The following is a 275-nucleotide window of genomic DNA, read 5'->3' as shown; positions in this document are numbered from 1 at the left end:
GGGACCTGCCGACATCATGCCGTTCGAAATCCGGACCTGGAAGCTGCGAAATGGCTGACGCCATGTCTTGGCAGATGGCCCCTTCGGTGCCGCGGAATGATCCACGGCGCTCAGCCAAGCTCAGCCCTCTAAACCAAGGCTCGCCAGCAGGCGGCCGACATAAGCTTCCAACCCGCCGACCATGTCGAAGCGGGTGGGATCGCGCAGCCAGAGCATCTGAAGGCCATCCATCACGGCGATCAGTTCAGCCGCCATCGCCTTGCCATTAATCTTGC

At 61.5% G+C, this 275-nt stretch carries 1 pseudogene; it reads right to left on the bottom strand.

What is annotated here, in order from left to right:
* Positions 1–120 precede the first annotated feature (120 nt).
* A pseudogene (locus EOD29_RS37600) lies at positions 121–275 on the bottom strand (TetR family transcriptional regulator); the annotation flags it as partial.

It is taken from the genome of Mesorhizobium sp. M1A.T.Ca.IN.004.03.1.1, from assembly GCF_003997555.1.
Classification (GTDB): domain Bacteria; phylum Pseudomonadota; class Alphaproteobacteria; order Rhizobiales; family Rhizobiaceae; genus Mesorhizobium.
Note: the sequence above shows the minus strand (reverse complement) of the source record. Positions and strands in the feature narration are given on the sequence as shown.